The organism is Thermomonospora echinospora (assembly GCF_900108175.1).
GTDB classification, from domain to species: Bacteria; Actinomycetota; Actinomycetes; order Streptosporangiales; family Streptosporangiaceae; genus Thermomonospora; species Thermomonospora echinospora.
Genome location: NZ_FNVO01000023.1, coordinates 1 through 16,045, shown reverse-complemented (window position 1 = coordinate 16,045; position 16,045 = coordinate 1). Strand labels below are relative to the sequence as shown.

The 16,045-nt window shown below is 71.8% G+C and carries 16 protein-coding genes, 1 tRNA gene, 1 pseudogene and 1 riboswitch; of the genes and pseudogenes, 6 read left to right on the top strand and 12 right to left on the bottom strand.

The window, feature by feature from the left end; all coding sequences use genetic code 11:
• Positions 1 to 9 precede the first annotated feature (9 nt).
• Positions 10 to 873: a spermidine synthase gene (locus tag C4U03_RS33070; protein WP_103943638.1), complete on the bottom strand. Its 864-nt coding sequence runs from the start codon at positions 871 to 873 to the stop codon at positions 10 to 12.
• A gap of 176 nt (positions 874 to 1,049) precedes the next feature.
• Positions 1,050 to 1,227: riboswitch (cyclic di-AMP (ydaO/yuaA leader) on the top strand.
• Between C4U03_RS33070 and C4U03_RS33065 the strand changes: the two genes are divergently transcribed.
• Positions 1,226 to 2,218, top strand: a complete 993-nt coding sequence (locus C4U03_RS33065) for a CHAP domain-containing protein (protein WP_103943636.1) — start codon at positions 1,226 to 1,228, stop codon at positions 2,216 to 2,218. (Overlaps the previous riboswitch by 2 nt.)
• 216 nt (positions 2,219 to 2,434) lie before the next feature.
• Here the strand turns inward: C4U03_RS33065 and C4U03_RS43070 are convergent.
• From C4U03_RS43070 to C4U03_RS33030, 7 genes and pseudogenes are all read right to left on the bottom strand, one after another.
• Positions 2,435 to 2,572, bottom strand: a pseudogene (locus C4U03_RS43070) (DUF3618 domain-containing protein); the annotation flags it as partial.
• A 101-nt stretch (positions 2,573 to 2,673) separates the two neighbouring features.
• Positions 2,674 to 4,137, bottom strand: a complete 1,464-nt coding sequence (locus C4U03_RS42905) for an aminotransferase class I/II-fold pyridoxal phosphate-dependent enzyme (RefSeq protein WP_103943635.1) — start codon at positions 4,135 to 4,137, stop codon at positions 2,674 to 2,676.
• 200 nt (positions 4,138 to 4,337) lie between these two features.
• Entirely contained in the window at positions 4,338 to 5,024 is a 687-nt protein-coding gene (locus C4U03_RS33050; RefSeq protein WP_103943632.1) for a hypothetical protein, read from the bottom strand.
• Complete coding sequence (locus tag C4U03_RS33045; RefSeq protein ID WP_103943630.1) at positions 5,021 to 5,890, bottom strand: ABC transporter ATP-binding protein; 870 nt, start codon at positions 5,888 to 5,890, stop codon at positions 5,021 to 5,023. Before C4U03_RS33045 ends, C4U03_RS33050 begins: the two co-directional genes overlap by 4 nt.
• Positions 5,887 to 6,225, bottom strand: a complete 339-nt coding sequence (locus C4U03_RS33040) for a PadR family transcriptional regulator (RefSeq protein ID WP_103943628.1) — start codon at positions 6,223 to 6,225, stop codon at positions 5,887 to 5,889. The genes C4U03_RS33045 and C4U03_RS33040 overlap by 4 nt, the downstream gene beginning before the upstream one ends.
• Before the next feature lie 210 nt (positions 6,226 to 6,435).
• A complete protein-coding gene (locus tag C4U03_RS33035; protein ID WP_160147179.1) occupies positions 6,436 to 7,791 on the bottom strand; it encodes an FUSC family protein in 1,356 nt (451 codons plus the stop codon).
• Positions 7,792 to 7,984: 193 nt separating this feature from the next.
• Entirely contained in the window at positions 7,985 to 9,196 is a 1,212-nt protein-coding gene (locus C4U03_RS33030) for a hypothetical protein (RefSeq protein ID WP_103943624.1), read from the bottom strand.
• A gap of 169 nt (positions 9,197 to 9,365) precedes the next feature.
• Between C4U03_RS33030 and C4U03_RS33025 the strand changes: the two genes are divergently transcribed.
• The 3 genes from C4U03_RS33025 (at position 9,366) to C4U03_RS33015 (ending at position 12,743) form a co-directional block, all read left to right on the top strand.
• Positions 9,366 to 9,917 (top strand): hemerythrin domain-containing protein, encoded by a 552-nt coding sequence (locus C4U03_RS33025; RefSeq protein ID WP_103943622.1) that lies wholly within the window; start codon positions 9,366 to 9,368, stop codon positions 9,915 to 9,917.
• Positions 9,918 to 10,113: 196 nt separating this feature from the next.
• A complete protein-coding gene (locus tag C4U03_RS33020; protein ID WP_103943620.1) occupies positions 10,114 to 11,727 on the top strand; it encodes a putative glycoside hydrolase in 1,614 nt (537 codons plus the stop codon).
• The gene (locus tag C4U03_RS33015) at positions 11,724 to 12,743 is read left to right on the top strand and encodes a polysaccharide deacetylase family protein (protein ID WP_103943618.1); all 1,020 of its coding nucleotides are present in this window, start codon (positions 11,724 to 11,726) and stop codon (positions 12,741 to 12,743) included. Before C4U03_RS33020 ends, C4U03_RS33015 begins: the two co-directional genes overlap by 4 nt.
• A gap of 127 nt (positions 12,744 to 12,870) precedes the next feature.
• On the opposite strand, the gene C4U03_RS33010 is transcribed toward C4U03_RS33015, so the two are convergent.
• From C4U03_RS33010 to C4U03_RS33000, 3 genes are all read right to left on the bottom strand, one after another.
• The gene (locus C4U03_RS33010) at positions 12,871 to 13,443 is read right to left on the bottom strand and encodes a copper resistance CopC family protein (RefSeq protein WP_103943616.1); all 573 of its coding nucleotides are present in this window, start codon (positions 13,441 to 13,443) and stop codon (positions 12,871 to 12,873) included.
• A complete protein-coding gene (locus C4U03_RS33005; protein ID WP_235018291.1) occupies positions 13,440 to 14,111 on the bottom strand; it encodes a YcnI family copper-binding membrane protein in 672 nt (223 codons plus the stop codon). Before C4U03_RS33005 ends, C4U03_RS33010 begins: the two co-directional genes overlap by 4 nt.
• A gap of 73 nt (positions 14,112 to 14,184) precedes the next feature.
• The gene (locus C4U03_RS33000; protein WP_103943613.1) at positions 14,185 to 14,754 is read right to left on the bottom strand and encodes a hypothetical protein; all 570 of its coding nucleotides are present in this window, start codon (positions 14,752 to 14,754) and stop codon (positions 14,185 to 14,187) included.
• Between the two features lie 98 nt (positions 14,755 to 14,852).
• Here C4U03_RS33000 and C4U03_RS32995 point away from each other — a divergent pair, with 98 nt between their 5' ends.
• Together C4U03_RS32995 and C4U03_RS32990 are read left to right on the top strand one after the other, a co-directional pair.
• Positions 14,853 to 15,485 carry an alpha-ketoglutarate-dependent dioxygenase AlkB gene (locus C4U03_RS32995; protein WP_103943611.1) on the top strand — a complete coding sequence of 211 codons (633 nt, stop codon included), beginning with the start codon at positions 14,853 to 14,855 and terminating at the stop codon, positions 15,483 to 15,485.
• Between the two features lie 77 nt (positions 15,486 to 15,562).
• A tRNA-Val gene (locus tag C4U03_RS32990) sits at positions 15,563 to 15,637 on the top strand.
• An 83-nt stretch (positions 15,638 to 15,720) separates the two neighbouring features.
• Here C4U03_RS32990 and C4U03_RS32985 read toward each other — a convergent pair.
• Positions 15,721 to 16,045: tyrosine-type recombinase/integrase (locus tag C4U03_RS32985; RefSeq protein WP_160147178.1), on the bottom strand; the 325-nt coding region annotated here is incomplete at its 5' end.

The following is a 16,045-nucleotide window of genomic DNA, read 5'->3' as shown; positions in this document are numbered from 1 at the left end:
GCGGACGCGTCAGGGGCGGCCGAAGGCGGTCTCGGGCGGCACCGGGACCATCACGTGCTCGCCGCGCCGCAGCGGGGCGGCCCCGGCGCAGAAGCCGGCCAGGGCATCGGTGTCCATGCACCGGGCGCGGACCATGCCGCCGGCCGCCCGCCTGGTCAGCTCGGCGACGGGCAGCTCGGTGTCGGAGGCGGCCAGCACGAGGTTGCCGAAGCGGCGGCCGCGCAGCACGCCGGGCTCGGCCAGCAGCAGCGTGTGCGGGAAGACCTCCCGGACGGTGGCCACCATCCGCCGGGCGAACTCCAGCCGGTGCCCGTCGGCCATGTTGACCAGGTAGCCGCCGCCGGGCCGCAGCACTCGCCGCACGTCGCCGCAGAACTCCAGGCAGGCCAGCTCCAGGGGGAGGGCGGCGTCGGCGAACGCGTCGAGCACCACCAGGTCGTCGGAGGCGTCGGGCAGCGCGGCCACGCCCGCCAGCCCGTCGACCACCCGGATCCGCAGCCCCCGCACGCCCCGCAGCGGCAGCCGCTCGCGCACCAGCCGGACGAGGCCGGCGTCGGGCTCCAGCACGAGCTGCCGGGAGCCGGGCCGGGTGGCGGCGATGTAGCGGGCCAGCGTGCAGGCCCCGCCGCCGACGTGGACGGCGTCGATCGGAGCGCGCCCGTCGCCGAGGCAGTCGACCACGTCGCCCATCAGCCGCATGTACTCGAAGCCGAGGTAGGTCGGGTCGGCCAGGTCGACATAGGACTGGGGCACGCCCTCGACGGTCAGCAGCCAGCCGTGCTCGCGTTCGGGGTCGGGACGCAGTTCGACCCGACCGTCCGCACTGCGGTACACGCTGGGCACCGCCCGGCGGGCGGCGCGTCGCTCGGCCATGCTCGTCCTCCCCCGCTCCACTGTAGGGATGTTCACAACATCCGCGCACAACCCTTTCCTGGCGCTTACCATGCTTTCAGGCACCGACACCCGGTTTGTCCCAGGACTTGCCGGAAGTGCTTTACCTCAAGTACATTCCCCCGAGACCGGCTCGTGACCTACCTCCACCCTGGAGGTCGAGCCGACCGCCGAATGTTCGCGGCGCAGCCGGCGTCGCGAAGAACCGGGGACCCACCGCGGAAGCTCAGGGGACGCCCCTGTGCCAAGCGTCTCGGGGTGAATCCGCCGTGTGCGGTAGGGCGCCTCCTCGTCCGAACCCGACAGCTAACCCGGTAGGCGGCTGTGGAGAGACATGGATTCGATAGGCAAGAAACTGCTCGACATCGCCGAGCAAGAGCTCGGCTATACCGAGAAGTCCGGCGGATACACCAAGTTCGGCAACTGGTGGTTCGAGAACGTCGATGACGACCCCTATTTCAAGACGGCGCCCTGGTGTGACATGTTCCTCGCCTGGGCCGCCGACAAGGCGGGCGTGACGGAGCAGGCCGGACAGTTCGCGGGCACCGTCGACCACGCCAAGTGGTTCCGCAAGAACGACGCCTGGGGCACCGAGCCCGAGCCGGGCGCGATCGTGTTCTTCGACTGGAACGGCTCGAACGACATCGACGCCATCGACCATGTCGGGATCGTCAAGAAGGTCGACGGCAAGAAGATCCACACGATCGAGGCCAATGTCGACGGCGTCCATCTCAAGGAGAAGGTCCGCGACTCCAGCATGATCGTCGGGTACGGCTACCCAGCCAAGGTGAAGGTCGCCGCCAAGCCCGACAAGTACGTGCCCAAGCACGCCGCCCCCGCGCCCTCCCCGCAGGAGATCGCCGCGGCCGCGCCCGGCGAGCAGGGCACGGCCCGTACGCAGAACCAGGACGCCAAGCCCGACGGGCAGTTCACGGTCGGCGGCCAGGACATGGTGCTGGGCGGCCTGGTGGCGGTCGCGGTGGTCGGCACCGTGGCGCTGGCGGCGGGCAGGTCGGCCGCCGCCAAGGTCCCCTCCGCCCCGCCGGTGCGGGTGCGCAAGCGCGGCAAGCACCACCGCCGCCCGGTCGCGCTGCCGGCCGACATCACCCCAGCCCAGCTGGAGGAGGCCGAGGCCGCCACCACGATGATGCCGGCGATCAGCGCCGCGGTGGCCGCCGAGGCCGAGGACCGCGAGTTCTGGGGCAAGATCGAGCACCTCAAGGAGGACCAGGAACTGGCCTTCTGGGACTCGCTGCACGCCGAGGTCGTCACCCGCTCGAAGGCGAACGGCTCCGGGCACGCGGTGCCGTCCTCGCTGACCTCCTGACCCCTTCCGCACGTGGTCACGCGACTCGGACTGCGTGGTCCCACGCCGGTGGGCCCGGTGAGTCGCGTGGTGCCAGGCGCTGCGGTTGCGCATCCGGCGCCGGCGCCACATCCAGACCCCGGTCGCCGCGGCGGCCAGCACCACCAGGCCCGCGCCCGACCTGCGCACCGCCGGCCCCCTGCCCGCGGCGCCGGCCCGGTCGGCGAGCCTGTCCCTGACCTCGCCGGCCTTGCGCTGCGCCCGGGCCTTCATGTCGGTCTTGGCGGCCAACGCCTGCACGGTCTCGCCGATCTCCGCACGGGTGCGCTCGATGTCGGCGGACGCGTCGGTCGCCCTGGATCCACTGGCGGTCATCCTGTGCTGCCTCCTCGTGTGCAGTACGGGTCGCCGAAGGTCTTCCCTGCGCGGACGCGCCGGACAAGCAGCCCGGCCCGCGCTTTGCCCGGGGGTGGACGTTATTTGGCGATCATGATGCGGACGCTGTCCAGGGACGGGTCGGCCGCGTCGGGAATGACCATTCCCGCCCGCACTCCCGAGCGCAGGTAGTCCAGCACCGGCCCGGTGATGCGCTCCCCCGGCAGGACCACCGGGATGCCCGGCGGGTACGGCGTGAGCATCTCGGCGGCGATCTCCCCGACGGCCTGGTTCGCCGGGACTTGCCGGGTGCGGCCGAAGAACGCGTCCCGCGGCAGGTGCACCAGTTCCAGCCGCATCTGCCGGGGGGACGGGATGCGCGCCCGGGGGGCGTCGGCAAGTTCGCTGGCATGCCCGACCAAGTCCCGCAGCGCGGTCACCAGCGTCTCGGCGGTCTCGGCGTCGTCGGCGAAGGTGAACTGGGCGCTGATCCGGCGGTGGTCGGCCAGGTGCATGTTGATGTGGTGGTGCTCGCGCAGCCAGTCGGCGGCACGGTAGCCGGACGTGCCGAGGCCGGCGAGGTCGATGACGACCTGTAGCGGGTCGCGGTCGTGGGCGCGGTCGGGCCCGACGAACTCCGGGCCGTTGACGTGCAGCCCGTCGATGTCCCCGATGCGCTCGGCGGTCTCGGCGGCCAGCTTGATCGCCGCGTCCAGCAGGCTCTGCCCCCGCTGGACCATCTGCCGCCGCCAGCCGTCCAGCCCGGCGTAGATCAGCACCGAGGGGCTGGTGGTGCCCAGCAGGTCCTCGCGCGACTTGAGCACGTCGGGGTCCACCAGGTCGCCCTGCTGGTGGAACACCGAGCCCTGCTCCAGCCCGGCGCCCATCTTGTGCACGCTGGTCACGCAGACGTCGGCGCCGGCGTCCATCCCCCAGAGGGGCAGGTCCGGATGGAACGGCAGGTGCGCGCCCCACGCCTCGTCCACGATCAACGGCCGCCCGTGGCGGTGGCAGACCTCGGCGATCGCGCGCAGGTCGGCGCAGGTGCCGTACGGGGTCGGACTGGTGACCAGCGCACCGCGGGCGTCCGGGTGCTCGGCGAACGCCGCCTCGAAGCACTCGGGCGTGGGCGGGTGCGCCAGGTGCAGTTCGGGATCCCACTGCGGCGCCACCCAGATCGGCCGCACGCCGCTGAGGACCAGCCCGGACACCACCGACTTGTGGGCGTCCCTGCCGACGATCAGCTTCTCGTGCGGCCCGGCCACCGCCAGCATCGCGCTCTTGACCGACAGCGAACTGCCGCAGGTGGAGAAGAACGCCTGGTCGGCGTGCACCGCGTCGGCCATCAGCCGCTGCGCCTGCGCCAGCACACCGTGCGAGGAGCGGCGGTCGTCCAGCCCGGACATGGCCAGCACATCCGAGTGGAACACCGCCTCCCCCAGCACCTCCCGGACCCGCGGGTCCGCGCCACGCGCCTGCTTGTGACCGGGTGGGGTAAACGGAACGTCGCCACGCCGCCGGTAGGCGGCCAGCGCGTCGAGAACGGGAGCCTGCGAATGATCCATGCCGCTGCGCTTCCCGGCGCCGACCCGGCCAAACGACCGGCCGGCGGACCAGGCAGGCGACCCCAGGGGGGCGCCCCTCGCCCGCCCGTCGCTCCGGGGCTTCCGCAGAGCAACGGACGGGCGATCCCGGTCGAGCACTGGCGGGGTGAGGGCCGTCCGCCCTGCGGCCGCGCGTCCGGGGGTCTGTCTTGGAGGGCAGGTCAGGTGACGAAGCGCAGGTGGGGGCGGCGGCGCAGCCGGGTGGCCGACAGCAGCGCGACCAGCGCGGTGAGGACCAGCGCGCAGACCGCCCCGTGGACCAGACCCCGGGCCAGATAGCTGGTGTCGGTGTGGTCGACGGCATAGGTGGCGATCTCGCGGCTGAACCAGAAAGGCAGCAGCCGGGACGAGGCGTCGGCGGGATCCATGATCATCTGCAGGCCGACCACGGTGAGCAGCAGCAGGGTGCCCTCCAGCTCGCGGGGCAGCAGCGCGCTGAGCGCCAGCCCGAACGGCGCGGCCACCGCCACCGTCAGCACCATGATCAGGGCGATGGCACCGTGCGATACCCCGTCCTGGTCGACCAAGATGAGCAGGAAGTAGGGCGCCGACAGCAGTCCTCCGGCCGCCCACAGCGCGACGAGCCGGCCCAGGTACAGCTGGTGCGCCCGGTAGCCCGACAGCCGCAGCCGGGGTTCGAGCCCGCGGGCGGCGCCCCCGGTGAACAGCGCCGCCGTGCTCAGCGCCCAGCCCAGCCCCAGGCACACGAACCGGATGGACTGGCCGAGGTGGTCGCCGCGGCGGCTCAGGTAGAAGGCCAGCGGCATCATCGCAATGATCACCAGCACCGCGCGGCGCCGCAGGATCTCCCGCAGCGTCATGTCGGCCACGGTCAGCACCTTGGTCATGCGCGGATCTCCGGTTCCGGAACGGGGGTGAGGTCGAGCACGGTGTCGACCCGGTCGAGCCGGTCGAGCAGGTGGGTGACGACGACGATCGCCTTGCCGGCGTCCCGCCACCGCCACAGCTGGTGCCAGAAGTCGACGTAGGCGCCGCGGTCGAAGCCCTGGTAGGGCTCGTCGAGCAGCAGCACGTCGGGATCGCCGAGCCCGGCCATGACCAGGTTGAGCTTCTGCCGGGTGCCCCCGGACAGCAGCCGGGCCTGTCCGGCGCCGGCGGGGTTCCAGTCGAGGGCGGCGGCGTGCGCGCGGCCCGCGCCGACGGCGGCGGCGCGGCCCATCCCCCGGCCCGCGCCGACCAGCACGAAATGCTCGTCGGGGACGAGGAACTCACTGGTGCCCCCGTCCTGCGGGCAGTACCCGAGGGTGCCGTGCACGTGGACCCGTCCCCGGTCGGGGGAGACCATCCCGGCGCAGATCCGCAGCAGGGTGCTCTTGCCGCAGCCGTTGGCGCCCACGATGGCGGCGATCTGCCCGGCCCGCACGGTCAGGTCGACGCCGGCCAGGACCGGCCGGCGGCGGTACCGCTTGACGATCCCGCGCGCCTCCAGCCGGACCGGCCCCGGGGGCGGCCGGCGGGCGCCGGAGACCGGCTCCCCGACGCTGTCGGCGACCGCCGCCGCGTAGACGTCGGGCCGCCCGAACGCGGCCAGCGGCGGTTGCCGGCTGTCGCGCAGGTGCGCGGCCGCCTCCGCGACCACATGCCGGGCCAGCCCCGGCTCGATCCCGCGCCGCCGCAACTCCCCGTCCAGGGCCGCCAGCCAGGCGTCATGCTCCCCCGCGTGCTCCCTCACGTCGTTCGTCGCGTCATTCATCGCGCGGCCACCTCCCGCAGAATCGCGCTCACCCCGCCCGCGAAGGACTCCCAGTCGGCCGCGGTGCGCCGCAGCACCTCGCCGCCGGACTCGGTGATCCGGTAGTACTTGCGGGCCGGGCCCGCCTCGCCCTCCCGCCACTGCGCGGTCACCATGCCGGTGCGTTGCAGGCGCAGCAGCACCGGATACAGGGTGCCGCCGCGGATGGGCCCGAGCCCGGCCGCGTCCAGCGACTGCGCCAGCTCGTAGCCGTAGGACTCCCGGCGGACGAGCGCGGCGAGCACGCACAGGTCCAGTACTCCGCGCAGCCACTGGCCACGCCGTTCTTGATCCACCCGCAACAAGCTAGCACGGCTATCTAGATGGCACCGCCAACTAGTGCAGAACGGGCGCCTCAGCCGCACCGACCGACGTCACGCCCGGAGGGAACGGCCTGCTCACAGGGACCAACCTGCTCAGAGAGGACGGCCCCTCTGAAGGGCTGCCCCGCTCCGACAGAGGGCCTACTCATAGGGACCAACCTGCTTAGAGAGGACGGCTCGCTCTCAAGGGCCACCCCGCTCGGAGGGGGCGGCCCGCTCGGAGGGGGTCGGCTGCTCCGGCAGGGACGTCCGTTGGGGTGAGGGCGGCCGTTCGGAGGGGACGTTCCGGCGCCGTTCGGCCATCGCCCCGGGCAGGATCGGGATCCGCGTCCTGACCCGCCGCCGGGCGCCGCGGGCGATGGGGCGGCGGCGACGGCCGGGACGCTGGGTGACCGGACCCTGCCCGGCGGCCCGCAGTTCGTCGATCAGGCGGTCCAGGTGGACCAGCAGCTCACCGTGCAGCGGCCAGTGGCCGGGGTCCTCGCGCAGCAGCCGGCCCAGGTCGTCGCGGCAGCGCCGCGCCTGCGACAGGCGAGACTCCAGGGCGGTGACGAGCCGTACCGCGTCGTCGGCGGAGGAGGTAGTGGCCGCCCGCGTGTACAGACGGGTGGCGGTGGCCAGCTCGCGCAGCACGACCGCCAGTCGTGTCCGCACGTCGGCCTCCCACATCTCGGCGCCGAGACCGGTCCGGTCCCGCATCAGCAGCCCGGTACGGTCGGCCATCGAGCGGGCCAGCGCGTGGATGCCGAGCACCGAGTGCGCCAGGTGCTGCATGGCGGACCGCAGCGCCGGCCCGGGGCCCGGCGTCACCCCGATCCGGGTCCTGGGATTGAGCCGGGCGCTCTCCTCAGCCTCGGTCAGCGCCTGGTCCACCTCCTGGATGTCGTCCGTCAGCCTGCGGGAGCGTTCCATCCAGTCGGCCGTGGTCCGGTCGTCGGGCTCGGCCCGCAGCCCCTCGGCCATCCGGTCCAGCAGGTCCTGCATCGAGCGGCCCAGCTCGTCGACCGCCTCCTGGGCGGGCCGCACCCGCACCGGGGCGGCCAGCAGCCCGGCCAGCAGCCCCACCCCGGCGCCGATCAGCGTCTCCTTCACCCGTTCGGCGGCGGCGGTGTCGCTGCCCAGCTGCAGGATCAGCATCGCGCTGATCGGGACCTCCAGCAGGTTGTCGCCGAGCCGAAGCATCCGGCCCAGCAGCAGGGCCACGGCGATGGTCACGCCCAGGCTCCACCAGGTGAAGCCCAGCCAGCCGACCAGGAAGACGGCCAGGATCACCCCCGCGGTCACGCTGATGATCCGCTGCACCGCGCTGCGCAGCGTCTGGAACAGCGAGACCTGGACGACCAGCAGCGCGGTCAGCGGCGCCAGCACCGGGGCCGGCTCGGCCAGCAGCCACAAGGCGATCAGGTACGCCAGCACGGCGGTCACCACCAGCCTGGTGATGAAGAGGGCTGTGGGCTGGTCGCTGTGACCCACCGTCCACAGTCGCCGGGGCGAGGTGACGGTACGGACACGTTCGCGTACGGCTTGGCGGGAGGGCACTAACAGAAGACCTCGGAGTTGACGGAGACTAACAGAAGACCTCGGAGTTGACGGAGACTAAGAGAAGACCTTGGAGTTGACGGAGGCTGGGCGGAAGGCCTCGGAGCCGAGGGACATGCGGCGGACGGGCGGAGAGCACCGCCATCAGGGGTGCTCCCCGCCCGTCCCTCGGCCGTTCCTCAGCCGCCCTCCGTCAGCGCTTGGCGCGCACGTGCTGCAGGCTCTTCACGGGGTGCTCGCCCTCGGTCTGCAGGCGGTACTCGTCGCCGTACATCTCGCGGTGCTCGTCGATGACGGCGTCGCTCGGCGGCGTCACCGCGTCGTGGATCCGCTCCTGCATCCGCTCGAACCGCTCGTGCGCCTCCCGCACGTAGCCGGTGCCGAGCGTGGTGAGGTCCACCTGGGTCGCCAGCAGGTTGCGCAGGTACTCCTTGTTGGGCTCGAAGGTGAGCGGCGCCGGCAGCTCGCGGGCCAGGATCGACTCCGGGTCGCGCCCGTCGTGCTTGCGCATCATGTCGCAGGCCAGCCGCAGGTGCTCCAGCTCCATGTTCAGGTGCAGCTCCCAGACGGCCTTCACCCGCGGGTCGCTCTCGGTCTCCATGAACGAGTAGTAGACGTAGCACTCGTTGTACTCGTGGTTGACCAGCCGCTCCCACCAGGTCTCCCCCGGGTCGACCAGGGACTCGTAGTGGGTGACGTGCTCCTCCTCGATCAGCCCGATCTCCTGGTAGAGCTGCCGGGCGATCGGCTCCATGTACAGCGGGCCGACGTTCATGTAGAAGTTCATCGTCTGCTGCTCGGCCGACATGATGGTCAGCGCGTGCAGCTTGGAGATCGGGTCGGCCTCGTTGCGGTTGTAGGGTTCGCGCACGTTGTCCACCGGGTCCCGGTGGTGCAGCGGCGTGGGCCGGCCCGGGATGACCTCGGTGAGATTGTCAACGATCTTCTCCGCCTTGCGGTGCTCGATCATCTCGTACAGGTTGGCGTACCGGTACAGGTGGTCGAAGTCCTCCAGCACGCCGAACTCGTAGGCCTGCCTGAGGTAGGGGTCGGGCTCCATCCGCGCCACCCAGGCGGTGAGGTCGGTGGCCACCTGCTCGTAGGAGATCGTGGTCTCCAGCACCGAGGACTGCCCGGGCAGCAGCCAGTTGACCACCTTCTGCTGCTGCTGCTCGATATAGCGGACCTCCGCGAGTTGCTGCTTGATCTCCAGATCCGGACAGACTCGCGCGAAGTGGTGGCTGAACATGATCGATTCGATCTCGATGCCGTTCAGGGTGATGATCCGGCACTTGGTGTAGGGATCGGCGCGGTCGGGATCGACCGGCTCGACGTTGAGCTCTCGCCAGTTCCGCAACTGCCGGTCCAGCGGGATGCCGCGGTGTTCGAGCGGGTTGAACGTCATAGCGCTACCTCACTGTGTCGTCGGGTGGTTCGCCGTACCCGGGGTTCGCCACCCATCACCTTTCGGCCCCGTAAATTTCATTTGATCCAAATGTCCCTACTGTCCGGTATGGCGGGCCCGGCGCCGGGTAGGGGCGGCGGGCACCGACAATCCGCTGCAAGGAGCACCGATGACCCAGACCAAGACCGAGATGGACGTGATCGACCTGCTCGTCCACCAGCACTCGATGATCCGCGACCTGTTCGCCGAGGTGCTGGAGCACTCCGGCGAGCAGCGCCGGGAGTCGTTCCGGCGGCTGGTGCAACTGCTGGCGGTGCACGAGACCGCCGAGGAGGAGATCGTGCACCCGGTCTCCCGCCGCAGCCTGCCGGGCGGTGAGGGCATCGTCGACGACCGGCTGGCCGAGGAGCGCGAGGCCAAGGAACTGCTGTCGGAACTGGACGGCATGGACATCCACGATCCGCAGTTCCTGCCCAAGCTCGACAAGCTGCGCGTGTCCGTCCTCACCCACGCCCGGGCCGAGGAGCGCTACGAGTTCTACCGGCTGAAGGACGAGTTCAGCGACACCCAGCGCCGGGCCATGGCCGCGGCGGTCAGGGCGGCCGAGGCCACCGCGCCCACCCACCCGCATCCCGGCGTGGAGAGCGCGACCGCCAACCTGGCGGTGGGCCCGGTGGCGTCCGTGATCGACAGGGTGCGCGACATCATCCGCAGCACCTGACCCCGCCGCGGGACCGCTCCGGGAGACGGCCGCGGAACCGCGGACGCCGACCGGGCGACCCCCGCCCAGCCTGAGAACACCGCCCCCGATGCGATGACCGGGGACCGGGCCCGCATGTTTTGGGCTCGCAACGTACGGTCACATCACCTAACACGGAGTGATCTCTCCGTACGTTCGCATCGGGGGTTCTCAGGCGATGAAGACCATCACAAGCGCGCGGCCATGGCTGGTGGCCGCGGGCGCCACGGCGGCGGTGACGGCCGCCCTGGTCGCGGGGGGCCTGGTGATCAGACAGATCGCCGGGCCCGAGTTGCGCGTGAACGCCGTCCGGGACGGCGCGGTGCTGGGCCGCGCCGACCTGAACCGGCAGATCCTGGCCATCGAAGCCGGCGAACCGGGCAAGGTGCGCGCCCGGCTGGACGGCCGGCCACTGCCCCTGCGCATCCGGGGCAACCGGCTGATGGCCCGGCTCAGCCCCCTCACCGACGGCGAGCACAAGCTGACCGTCACCGCCCCCGGCAGCCTGCCGCTGGCGGCGGGCACCATCACCCGCCGCTTCACCGTCGACACCACGCCCCCCTCGGTCAAGATGGACGGCCTGCGGACGGCCGGTGCGAACGGTTCGACGCCCCACCTGCGGGCCCCCGGACTGCGCCGGCCGTTCTCGCTGTCCGGCCGGGTCACCGACGCGGTCCGGGTGACCAGCGACGGGCGGCCGGTCAAGGTGCGGGACGGGAAGTTCGCACTGGTCTACAAGGTCCCGCCGGACGCCGTGCGGATCACCGCCTACGACGCCGCCGGCAACCGCGCCGACCACCGGGTTCCGGTGGTCGTGCCGCATCCGGAGATCCGCGCCGTGCACGTCACCGCCCAGGCCTGGGCGTCGGAGCCGCTGCGCGACAGGGTGCTGAAAATGATCCGCGAGGGCCGGATCAACACCGTTCAGCTGGACATCAAGAACGAGGACGGCATCGTCGGCTACGACTCCCAGGTCCCGCTGGCCCAGGACGTCAAGGCGGCCCGCCCCCTCTACGACGCCCGCAAGACCCTCGACCGGTTACACGGCATGAAGGTGCGGGTCATCGGCCGCATCGTCGCCTTCCGTGACCCGCAGTTGGGCAAGGCGTCCTGGCTTGCGGGCCGGCGCGACCGCCTGGTCCGCGCTCCCGACGGAGGCGCCTACGGAGCGCAGTCGTTCACCAACATCGCCGACCCCGAGGTCCGCAGGTACAACATCGATCTGGCGGTGGAGGCGGCCAGGCTCGGCTTCGACGACATCCTCTACGACCACGTGCGCCGCCCGGACGGTCCGCTGAAGTCGATGAGCTTTCCGGGGCTGAAGGGGTCGGTGGAGGACAGCGTGGCCTCCTTCCTCGCCGAGGCCCGCCGGCTGGTGCGCCCGCACGGCGCGTTCCTCGGCGCCTCCGTCCACGGCACCGCCGTGATCCGGCCACTGGAGGTCGGACAGGACGTCACCAAGATCGGCCGGAACGTCGACTACGTCTCGCCCATGGTCTACCCCTCGCGCTGGCGGGCGGGCGAGTTCGGGATCAAGAACCCCGACGCCGATCCCCAGCAGACCGTGTACACCTCGCTGCTGGCCTTCCGCAAGGCGCTCCAGGGCACCCCGGCACAGGTCATCCCCTGGCTGCAGGACTTCTCGGCGGGACGCCCCTATGGCACCGCCGAGGTCAGAGCGCAGATCGACGCGGCGGCCAGGACCGGCAGCCGCTCGTTCCTGCTGTGGGACCCGTCCGTCCGTTACCACCCCGACGCGCTGCGGCCGGGGACGACCGAGAAGAGCGCATGACCATGGGGATTCGCACGATCACGGCCGCCGCGGCGGCCATCGCGCTGGCGGCCGCGGCCTGCTCCGGCACGTCGGACGAGGCCCGGAAGGCGGGCGGGCACCGCTCCGCGAGCACCTCGGCGCGGCCGGTCAACCCGGCCGCCGTCCGCGCCAACGAACTCGGCCAGATACCGGTGCTGATGTACCACCGGATCGCCGCCCACCCGGCGGCGATCCATGACCGCACCCCGGCCGACTTCCGCGCGGAACTGGACCGGCTGGCCCGCGAGGGCTACGTGCCGATCACCGCGGCCGAGTACGTCACCGGGCGGATCGACATCCCGGCCGGCAAGCATCCGGTGGTGCTGACCTTCGACGACGCCTCGGTCAGCCAGCTGACGCTGAGCGCCGACGGCAAGCCCCGGCCGGACACCGCGGTGGCGATCCTGCTGGACGCCGGCCGCCGCCATCCGGGGTTCCGGCCGGTGGCCACCATGTTCGTCAACAGCAGGCCGTTCAACGAACCGGGCGGCAGGCGGACGCTGACCTGGCTGCACGAGCACGGCTTCGAGATCGGCAACCACACCTCGACCCATGCCAACCTGGGCACGTCGGACGCCGCGAAGGTCCGCCGGGAGATCGCGGTCAACCAGCGGGACATCATCGCCGCGGTGCCCGGTGCGACGGTGCGGACGCTGGCGCTGCCGTTCGGCATCCAGCCCAAGCCGCCCGCGCTGGCGGTGCGCGGCGAGGACCGCGGCATCCGCTACGAGCACAAGGGCGTCTTCCTGGCGGGCGCCAACCCGGCGCCCTCCCCCTTCGACGCCTCCTTCGATCCGTACAACATCCCGCGGATCCGCTCACAGGGGGCCCATGGGGAGGAGGCGAACTACGCCTCCACGCAGTGGCTGGACAGGCTGGCCACCGAGGAGGGCAACCGCTACACCTCCGACGGCGACCCGGCGCGGATCTCCTACCCGCGGTACGGGACCGGCCAGATCGCCCCGGCCTGGAAGAAGGCCGCCAGGCCCTACTGAACCGTTCCGCCGACCGCGCGGACCGGCCTCACCGAGAGCCGCCGCGGGCACGCCCTACCGGGCGCGGAGCCGTCCGGGTCACGGCCCGGAGCCGTCCGCCGCCCGGTGGGGCGGCGGACGGCCGCCGTCAGCGGCCGGCTCCGCGCCGCCGGACCAGACCGGCCCCCGCGATCAGGAGCACGACCACCAGCGCCACGAGACCGACCCACAGCCAGTTCGAACCGCCGCTCCCGGAAGCGGCGGGAGTGCTCGTCACCGCCGGTGACGGCGCCGCCGGCGCCGTCTGGCCGGGCGTGGCGGACGGCGCCGGCGTGCCCGGCGCGCCCTCGACGGTGAACTTGTAGGTGCCGGTCACCGGGTGGCCGTCGACGGAGACCACTCGCCAGGCGACCGTGTACGTGCCCGGCTCCAGCGTGCCCTCGATCGGCTGGGTGACCTTCTCGTCGACCGCCTTGGGCGCCCCGCTCTGGTGCCGGGCGCCGGAATCGTCGGTCACCACCACCTGCGGCACGATCACCCGTTCGGTGAACGTCAGCACGATCTGCGAAGGGGACGGCACGGTCGCGCCCTTCGCCGGCGAGGACTCCTTGAGCGACGTGTGGGCTTGCGCCGGGCCCGCCGTGAGCACAACGGCCGACAGCGCCGCCACGACCGCCAGGACCAGCGCCCGCGCCCCGTTCATGACCACCCCCGGCTTCATGACCGCCCCCGGCCGCGGACCAGTCCCAGACCGCCGATCACCACGCCGAGGACGCCGACCCCCAGCCCGGCCCCGCCCAGCAGCCGGGCGGTCCCGTCACCGTCGGAGGCGTCTCCGTCGTCCTTGACCTGCGCGGCCGGGCCCGCGTGGTGATCGCTCCCGGCCGCCTTCGGGGTGAGCGCCAGGACGGGCGCCGGGTGCTCGGGCTCGTTCCCGCCGTCGCCGGGATCCTGGTCCCAGCGGACGACCTCGCCGTTGGAGTAGGTCTGCTCGGCCTTGAACACCATCCGGTCGGTCCCGGTCGGCAGCGGCCCCATCGAGACGTCGAACTCCTCGAACTGCGCGGGGTCGATGCGGCCGCCGCTCCAGGTGATCCGGGAGACCGCCTCGGTCAGTTCCCCGCCGTCGATCTTGACCGGTTTGGCCAGCTTGGCCTTGTCGACCTCGACCTTCCAGCCGGGCACCGGCCGTACCGACACGAACGCCACCGGCTGCTCCGCCGGCAGGTCGATCCGCAGCTTGGTCGTACCGGCGCCGTCCCGTTCGTTGGGGACCCGGAAGGACACCTTGGTGAACGAACCCTGCTCGGCCGTCCGGGGGTTGACGGTGACATGGGCGACGGCGGGACCGGCCAGAGCGACCACGGCCAGCGTCGCGGCGCCCGTCACGGCTGCCGTTCTGCGGACAGCGTTGACACACGTCATGGGCATGACGAATTTCTTCCGTTCGGTTCTTAGGTTGTCAGATCGCCGAAAACACCGAACGGAACGGCGGGCCCCGCAGCCCGACCGAATGGCGCAGCAGCGCCGACATCGCGGGCACGGGCGGCCCACTGCGGGGGCGCGCCGCCGGACGCGCGAGGGCCGGCGCCACCTCCAGCAGGACGAACACACAGGCCAGGGAGAAAGCGGCGAGCCGACGCGCCAGCGACCAGGCCAGCCGCTCCCCGCGCCACAGCCACCAGGCCGAGACCGCCGCCGCGGCCACGTGCGCCAGTGTCATGCCCGGGCCCGCCGGGACGAGCCCCGGCACATCCGCCGTGTGCCCGGCGTGCGCCGAGGGCCCGGCCTGCACCGCCGCGAACAGCACGTGCAGCCCAAACTGTCCACCGAGCAGGCCGCCCAGGATGGTGCAGACCGAACGCTCATGGCCCGCCAGCAACCAGGCGACTCCGAGCACTCCCAAGCCGCCGACCCCGGCCGCGGCCCACGGCACCGCCTCGCGGGAGGCGGCGGCGTGCCCGGCCATCGTCAGGGACACGCACACGGCCGCGAAGGCCGAGGCGCGGAGCAGACGGCAGGGCACGAGCACAGCCCCATCATGTCACCGGCCCCCGCCGGTGACCGGCGATACCCGCCCCATCATCCGCCGCTCGAACACATGTTTGACAGACCTCCTAGACTCAGACCATGACACCTCCGTTTCAGGGATCTCTGCTGACCTGCGACGATGAGGTGCACCCCGGCCCTCTCGGCGCCCTGGTCAGGCGCACGCCCCTCGCCCACGGCGCCTGGATCGACCTCCGCCCCGGTTGGATCGGCGGGGCGGACACCCTGTTCCAACGCCTGCTCCACCGCGTCCCCTGGCGCGCCGAACGCCGCCGCATGTACGAGCGGGTGATCGACGTTCCCCGCCTGCTCGCCTTCTACGACGAGCACGCCCCTCTCCCCGACCCCGCCCTGGACGAAGCCCTGCGGATCCTCAACGACCACTACGCCCCCGAACTCGGCGAGCCCTTCCGCACCGCCGGCCTGTGCCTCTACCGCGACGGCCGCGATAGCGTCGCCTGGCACGGCGACACCATCGGCCGCGGCCGCACCGAGGACACCATGGTCGCCATCCTCTCCCTGGGCACCCCACGCCCCCTACTGCTGCGCCCCCGCATCGGCGCCACCGCCCCCCTCCGCCACAACCTCGGCCACGGCGACCTCCTCGTCATGGGCGGCAGCTGCCAGCGCACCTGGGAACACGCCATCCCCAAGACCACCCGCCCCACCGGCCCCCGCATCAGCGTCCAGTTCCGCCCCCGCGGCGTCCGCTGATCCACCGACGATGCGCGGGAACCCTTCAGGATGCGCTACTCTTTTCACGCGACGGAACGCCCCAAGCGGACCGTCCGGGGCGATTAGCTCAGTGGGAGAGCGCTTCGTTCACACCGAAGAGGTCACTGGTTCGAACCCAGTATCGCCCACCAGTTCAGAGCCCCCTTCCGATCATGGAAGGGGGCTCTTTGCATGCCGTACAGCAGCGAAGTACAGCTACGACTACTACCGCCGTCTACAGGTCGAACTGCTTGCCGAGGCGCTTGAGCGCCTTGAGGGTCTTGGCGTCGGAGACCTCGGTGTAGACCTCCATGGTGACGGCGATCTGCGCATGGCGCAGGACGCGCATGGCGACGCGGGGATGGACGTCCAGCGCGGCGAGGAGCGTCGCGCAGGTGTGCCGGGTGTCATGGACGGTGATCTTGCGGACGCCCGCCTTGGCGCATCGCTGGTCGAAGCTGCGGTTGAAGTTGTGCGGGTTGATCGGTTGGCCGGTACGGGTCGTGAAGATCAGCCCGGTATCCGTCCAGTCCTTACCAGCCGCCTCTCTGCTCTGGTCC

Coding starts and splice junctions, on each gene's coding strand:
- C4U03_RS33070 (WP_103943638.1), bottom strand. CDS start 873: ATGGCCGAGCGACGCGCCGCCCGCCGGGCGGTGCCCAGCGTGTACCGC.
- C4U03_RS33065 (WP_103943636.1), top strand. CDS start 1,226: ATGGATTCGATAGGCAAGAAACTGCTCGACATCGCCGAGCAAGAGCTC.
- C4U03_RS42905 (WP_103943635.1), bottom strand. CDS start 4,137: ATGGATCATTCGCAGGCTCCCGTTCTCGACGCGCTGGCCGCCTACCGG.
- C4U03_RS33050 (WP_103943632.1), bottom strand. CDS start 5,024: ATGACCAAGGTGCTGACCGTGGCCGACATGACGCTGCGGGAGATCCTG.
- C4U03_RS33045 (WP_103943630.1), bottom strand. CDS start 5,890: ATGAATGACGCGACGAACGACGTGAGGGAGCACGCGGGGGAGCATGAC.
- C4U03_RS33030 (WP_103943624.1), bottom strand. CDS start 9,196: ATGACGTTCAACCCGCTCGAACACCGCGGCATCCCGCTGGACCGGCAG.
- C4U03_RS33025 (WP_103943622.1), top strand. CDS start 9,366: ATGACCCAGACCAAGACCGAGATGGACGTGATCGACCTGCTCGTCCAC.
- C4U03_RS33020 (WP_103943620.1), top strand. CDS start 10,114: ATGAAGACCATCACAAGCGCGCGGCCATGGCTGGTGGCCGCGGGCGCC.
- C4U03_RS33015 (WP_103943618.1), top strand. CDS start 11,724: ATGACCATGGGGATTCGCACGATCACGGCCGCCGCGGCGGCCATCGCG.
- C4U03_RS33010 (WP_103943616.1), bottom strand. CDS start 13,443: ATGAAGCCGGGGGTGGTCATGAACGGGGCGCGGGCGCTGGTCCTGGCG.
- C4U03_RS32995 (WP_103943611.1), top strand. CDS start 14,853: ATGACACCTCCGTTTCAGGGATCTCTGCTGACCTGCGACGATGAGGTG.